The following is a 6,427-nucleotide window of genomic DNA, read 5'->3' as shown; positions in this document are numbered from 1 at the left end:
AGCCGCCCGCGGCCGGCCGGCAGGCGCCGCCACAGGCGCCGAGCGCGCTGCCGAACAACCAGGTCCGGCGGTGGATCGAGATCAACGGCAACCGCCATCAGATCTCCCGTCCGACCCTGGTGCTCGGCCGCAGCACCGACGCCGACGTGCGGATCGACGACCCCGGCGTATCGCGCCGGCACTGCGAGATCCGGGCCGGAACGCCCTCGACCATCCAGGATCTCGGGTCCACCAACGGCATCGTGGTAGACGGACAGCACACCACCCGCGCTACGCTCCGCGACGGCTCCCGGATCGTCGTGGGCCAAACCACCATCGTTTATCGGCAAGCCGAAGGGTGAAGCGGGGGCAATGTCAGAGCTGACCCTGACGGTCATGCGGCTAGGTTTCCTGGCCGTCTTGTGGCTGTTCGTGATCGTGGCCGTGCAGGTCATCCGCAGCGACCTGTTCGGAACCCGCGTCACGCAGCGCGGCTCACGCCGCAACAGCGACGCCAGACCGCAACAGGCCCGCCAGAACGCGGCTCCGCCGCAACAGCGCCAGCAGCAGGGGGGAAACAGGCAGCGCCGGGGAGCGCCGAGCAAGCTGGTCGTCTCCGAGGGCATCCTCACCGGAACCACGGTGGCCCTCCAGGGGCAGACCATCACGCTGGGCCGCGCCCACGATTCAACGATCGTGCTGGACGACGACTACGCGTCCTCCAGGCATGCCAGGATCTACCCGGACCGTGACGGCCAGTGGATCGTCGAGGATCTCGGGTCCACCAACGGCACGTATCTCGACCGGACCCGACTCACCACCCCGACCCCGATCCCCCTGGGTGCTCCGATCCGCATCGGCAAGACCGTCATCGAGCTGCGGAAGTAGTACGACAATGAGCGAGCGGAGCGAGCGAGCCGCAGCGGTCCCGACAGCGGACCAGGGCTGGCTCCCGACCGGAGGGTGGGCAGTGTGGCTCGATCGAGAGACCGGCTGGCCCCGGAGTCGGGGTCGACGGGCGAGCCGACGGGAGAGGTGCGCATGAGTCTGTCGCTGCGTTTCGCCGCCGGATCGCACAAGGGCATGATCCGGGAAGGCAACGAGGACTCCGGCTACGCCGGTCCCCGGCTGCTGGCCATCGCCGACGGCATGGGCGGGCAGGCCGCGGGCGAGGTCGCCTCGTCGGAGGTGATCTCCACCCTCGTCCAGCTCGACGACGACGTCCCCGGTTCGGACATCCTCACCTCGCTCGGCACGACCGTGCAGCGCGCCAACGACCAGTTGCGCCTCATGGTCGAGGAGGACCCGCAGCTGGAGGGCATGGGCACCACGCTCACCGCCCTCCTGTGGACCGGCCAGCGCCTCGGCCTGGTCCATGTCGGCGACTCCCGCGCCTATCTGCTGCGGGACGGCGTCCTCACCCAGATCACCCAGGACCACACCTGGGTCCAGCGGCTCGTCGACGAGGGCCGGATCACCGAGGAAGAGGCCACCACCCACCCGCAGCGCTCGCTGCTGATGCGCGCGCTCGGCAGCGGCGACCACGTCGAGCCGGACCTGTCGATCCGTGAGGTCCGCGCCGGTGACCGCTATCTGATCTGCTCCGACGGTCTGTCGGCCGTCGTCTCCCACCAGACGATCGAGGAGACGCTCGCCGACTACCAGGGCCCGCAGGAGACCGTCCAGGACCTCATCCAGCTCGCCCTGCGCGGCGGCGGTCCCGACAACATCACCTGCATCGTCGCCGACGTCTTCGACGTCGACTCCAACGACACCCTCGCCGCCCAGCTCAACGACACCCCGGTCGTCGTCGGGGCCGTGGCGGAGAACCAGCAGCTGAACGCCGGCCAGGACGACCCGTCGATGCAGACGCCGGCCGGCCGCGCGGCGGGCCTCGGCAGGGCCGTACCGCCGCAGCCGTCCGGCGGCTTCGGCCCGCCCGGAAGCGGCGGTCAGCACAGCGGCTACGGCGAGGCGTCCGGCGACGGTTTCGGGGCGTACAGCGACGAGTACGCGGGCGACCTGACCAAGCCGCGGCAGGGCCACAAGTGGCTCAAGAGGTCGCTGTACACGGTGCTCGTCCTCGCCGTCGTCGGCGGCGGTCTGTACGGCGGCTACCGCTGGACGCAGACCCAGTACTTCGTCGGCTCCAACGGGCAGCACGTCGCGCTGTACCGGGGCATCAGCCAGGACCTCGCCTGGGTCTCGCTCTCGAAGGTGGAGAGCGACCACGACGAGATCGAACTCAAGTACCTGCCGCCGTACCAGCGCAAGCAGGTCGAGGACACCATCGCCGAGGGCAGCCTCGGCAACGCGCACGAGAAGATCGCCGAACTCGCCACCCAGGCCTCCGCCTGCCGGAAGGACGAGCTGCGGCGCAAGGCCGACCAGGAGGCCGGCGTGGCCGCGGGGGCGACCAAGCCCGGCGCGACCAAGCCGACCACCAAACCCGGCACGACCGGCGCGAATACCGCCACCCACACCACCGACACCACGCCGAAAGCAGCTCCCTCTCCAGGCCCCAGCCTCACCGGGGAAGAGCAGAAGCTGGTCTCGAACTGCTCGAAGCAGTAGCCGGCCGTAGGGGGCCTTTTCACCACCATGAGCGTTGTCACCAACACCACCACCATCGGTGCGATCGAAGCTCCGAGCAGGCGCAACACGGAACTCGCCCTGCTCGCCTTCGCCGTCGCCATCGCCGTCTTCGCGTACCTGAACGTCGGGCTCGCGCTCGACGGCGAGGTGCCGGCGGGGGTGCTCGGGTACGCGCTCGGTCTCGCCGCCCTCGCCGGTGTCGCGCACCTCGTCGTACGGAAGTTCGCGCGCTACGCCGACCCGCTGCTGCTCCCGCTGGCGACGCTCCTCAACGGCATCGGTCTCGTGCTCATCTGGCGGCTCGACCAGTCCCAGCGGCTGATCGACCGGGCCAAGAACATCTACGGGGCGTTCTCACCTTCGGCGCCGAAGCAGATGCTGTTCTCCGCGATCGGTGTCGCGCTCTTCGTCGGCGTGCTGATCCTGCTCAAGGACCACCGCATCCTGCAGCGCTACACATACATCTCCATGGTCGTGGCCATGGTGCTGCTGATCCTGCCGGTCTTCTTCCCCGCCCAGTTCGGCGCCCGGATCTGGATCCGTATCCCCGGAGTCGGCAGCATCCAGCCAGGAGAGTTCGCGAAGATCATCATCTCGATCTTCTTCGCCGGCTACCTGATGGTGAAACGGGACGCGCTGGCGCTCGCCAGCCGCCGCTTCATGGGCCTGTACCTGCCCCGCGGACGTGACCTCGGCCCGATCCTCGTGGTCTGGGCCCTGTCGATCCTCATCCTGGTCTTCGAGACCGACCTCGGCTCGTCGCTGCTGTTCTTCGGCGTCTTCGTCGTCATGCTGTACGTCGCGACGGAGCGCACCAGCTGGATCGTCTTCGGTCTGCTGATGTCCGCCGTCGGCGCCGTCAGCGTCGCCTCGTTCGAACCGCACGTCGAGCAGCGCGTCCAGGCCTGGCTGCACCCCTTCGCCGACAAGACCCTCGCCCAGAGCGACCAGATCGCCCAGTCGCTGATGTCCTTCGGCGCCGGCGGCACCATCGGCACCGGGCTCGGCCAGGGCAACTCCGACCTCATCGGCTTCGCCGCCAACGCCGACTTCATCCTCTCCACCGTCGGCGAGGAGCTGGGCCTGGCGGGGACGATGGCGATCCTGCTGCTCTACGGCCTGATCGTGGAGCGCGGCGTCAGAACGGCCCTCGCCGCCCGCGACCCGTTCGGCAAGCTGCTCGCCATCGGCCTCTCCGGAGGCTTCGCCATCCAGGTCTTCGTGGTGACCGGCGGTGTGATGGGACTCATCCCGCTGACCGGTATGACCATGCCGTTCATGGCGGCCGGCGGTTCGTCGGTGATCGCCAACTGGGGCCTGATCGGCATCCTCATCCGCATCAGCGACACGGCGCGCAGGCCCGCACCGGCCCCAGCGCCGACCTCCGACGCCGAGATGACCCAGGTGGTCCGCCCGTGAACAAGCCCCTCCGCCGGATCGCGATCTTCTGCGCCCTGCTCGTGCTGGCTCTGCTCGTGCGGGACAACTGGGTGCAGTACGTCCAGGCCGACAGCCTCAACACGAACGCGCTCAACCGCCGGACCGGCATCGAGCGGTACAGCCACCCGCGCGGCAACATCATCGTGGACGGCAAGCCGATCACCGGCTCCGTCGCGACGAGCGGCACCGACTTCAAGTACAAGCGGACCTACAAGGACGGCGCCATGTGGGCGCCCGTCACCGGCTTCGCCTCCCAGGTCTACGGTGCCAACCAGCTCGAACAGATCGACGACGGCATCCTGAGCGGCAACGACGACCGGCTCTTCTTCGACCGCACCATGTCCATGTTCACGGGCAAGGAGAAGAAGGGCGGCAACGTCGTCACCACCCTCAACGCGGACGCCCAGAAGGCGGCCTTCGAGGGGCTCGGCAAGAAGAAGGGCGCCGTCGCCGCGATCGACCCGGCGACCGGCAAGATCCTCGCCCTCGCCTCCACGCCCAGCTACGACCCGTCCACCATCGCGGGCAGCAGCGACGAGAAGGCCTGGGTCGGGCTCGACAAGAAGAACAACCCCGACGACCCGATGCTGAACCGGGCGCTGCGCCAGACCTACCCGCCGGGCTCCACCTTCAAGGTGGTCACGGCGGCCGCCGGCCTGGAGCACGGCATGGTCACCGACGTGGACAAGCCGACCGACTCACCGCTGCCGTACATCATGCCGGGCACCACCACGGAGCTGAAGAACGAGGGCAACCTGCCCTGCAAGAACGCCACCCTGCGCAAGGCGCTGGAGGTCTCCTGCAACAGCGTCTTCGGCCACCTCGGCGAGCAGCTCGGCAAGGACAAGATGCTGGAGACGGCGAAGAAGTTCGGCTTCAACTCCGAGCAGTTCACGCCGGTACGCGCCGACGCCTCGGTCTTCCCCGAGGACCCGAACGCGTCCCAGACGGCGCTGTCCTCCATCGGCCAGTTCGACACCCGCGCCACCCCGCTGCAGATGGCGATGGTCGCCTCGGCCGTCGCCAACGACGGCAAGCTCATGAAGCCCTACATGGTCGACGAGCTGCGCGCCCCCAACCTCGACCTCATCAGCAAGACCGAGCCCGAGGAGCTGAGCCGCCCGCTCAGCCAGGAGAACGCGCAGAAGCTCCAGTCGATCATGGAGACCGTCGTCAAGCAGGGCACGGGAACCAACGCACAGATCCCGGGCGTCACAGTGGGCGGCAAGACCGGTACCGCTCAGCACGGCGAGAACAACGACCAGAACCCGTACGCCTGGTTCATCTCGTACGCCAAGACCGGTTCGGGTTCGCCCGTGGCCGTGGCCGTCGTGGTCGAGGACAGCGACGCCAGCCGGGACGACATCTCGGGTGGCGGTCTCGCGGCCCCCATCGCGACGGACGTCATGAAGGCGGTCATCGACAGCGAGAAGTGACGCGAGTCACTGCTCACGCCCATATCTGCACATTGCGATACCGGTCGTATATCGGGTCACCGCCACCGGCGGAAGGGACACGGCGTGCCCGGTAGCGTATGCGCGAACAGCACACCGCCGGACCACACACCGGTGCGGTCGGGACTGACGGAGAGGGCCGGAACGTTATGGAAGAGCCGCGTCGCCTCGGCGGCCGGTACGAGCTGGGCTCGGTGCTCGGCCGTGGTGGCATGGCGGAGGTCTACATCGCCCATGACACCCGGCTCGGCCGCACCGTCGCCGTGAAGACGCTGCGGGCCGACCTGGCCCGCGATCCGTCCTTCCAGGCCCGGTTCCGCCGTGAGGCCCAGTCCGCCGCCTCGCTCAACCACCCGGCGATCGTCGCGGTCTACGACACCGGTGAGGACTACGTCGACGGGGTCTCCATCCCGTACATCGTCATGGAGTACGTCGACGGGTCGACGCTCAGGGAACTGCTGCACTCCGGCCGCAAGCTGCTGCCCGAGCGCACCCTGGAGATGACCGTCGGCATCCTCCAGGCGCTGGAGTACTCGCACCGCGCGCAGATCGTCCACCGTGACATCAAGCCGGCCAACGTCATGCTGACGCGCACCGGCCAGGTCAAGGTCATGGACTTCGGCATCGCGCGCGCCATGGGCGACTCCGGCATGACCATGACGCAGACGGCCGCCGTCATCGGCACCGCCCAGTACCTCTCCCCCGAGCAGGCCAAGGGCGAGCAGGTCGACGCGCGCTCCGACCTGTACTCGACCGGCTGCCTGCTCTACGAGCTGCTCACGGTCAGACCGCCGTTCGTCGGCGACTCCCCGGTCGCCGTCGCCTACCAGCACGTACGGGAGGAGCCGCAGCCACCGAGCGTCTACGACCCCGAGATCACGCCCGAGATGGACGCGATCGTGCTGAAGGCCCTCGTCAAGGACCCGAACTACCGCTACCAGTCGGCCGACGAGATGCGC

At 68.6% G+C, this 6,427-nt stretch carries 6 protein-coding genes; all 6 read left to right on the top strand.

Going from position 1 to position 6,427, the window contains the following annotated elements:
- On the top strand, positions 1 to 341 hold a 341-nt coding region (locus HY68_RS10830), incomplete at its 5' end, for an FHA domain-containing protein (protein ID WP_157874437.1).
- Between the two features lie 10 nt (positions 342 to 351).
- Complete coding sequence (locus tag HY68_RS10825) at positions 352 to 867, top strand: FHA domain-containing protein (RefSeq protein ID WP_041987466.1); 516 nt, start codon at positions 352 to 354, stop codon at positions 865 to 867.
- Between the two features lie 153 nt (positions 868 to 1,020).
- Complete coding sequence (locus HY68_RS10820) at positions 1,021 to 2,553, top strand: Stp1/IreP family PP2C-type Ser/Thr phosphatase (RefSeq protein ID WP_041987462.1); 1,533 nt, start codon at positions 1,021 to 1,023, stop codon at positions 2,551 to 2,553.
- A gap of 27 nt (positions 2,554 to 2,580) precedes the next feature.
- Positions 2,581 to 3,993, top strand: a complete 1,413-nt coding sequence (locus HY68_RS10815) for an FtsW/RodA/SpoVE family cell cycle protein (RefSeq protein ID WP_041987459.1) — start codon at positions 2,581 to 2,583, stop codon at positions 3,991 to 3,993.
- Positions 3,990 to 5,450 (top strand): penicillin-binding protein 2, encoded by a 1,461-nt coding sequence (locus HY68_RS10810; RefSeq protein ID WP_041987456.1) that lies wholly within the window; start codon positions 3,990 to 3,992, stop codon positions 5,448 to 5,450. The genes HY68_RS10815 and HY68_RS10810 overlap by 4 nt, the downstream gene beginning before the upstream one ends.
- A 167-nt stretch (positions 5,451 to 5,617) precedes the next feature.
- Positions 5,618 to 6,427 (top strand): Stk1 family PASTA domain-containing Ser/Thr kinase (gene pknB / locus HY68_RS10805; protein ID WP_041995663.1); only part of this gene is annotated, 810 nt, incomplete at its 3' end.

It is taken from the genome of Streptomyces sp. AcH 505, assembly GCF_000818175.1.
GTDB lineage: Bacteria > Actinomycetota > Actinomycetes > Streptomycetales > Streptomycetaceae > Streptomyces.
This window is presented reverse-complemented; position numbering and strand designations above follow the sequence as displayed.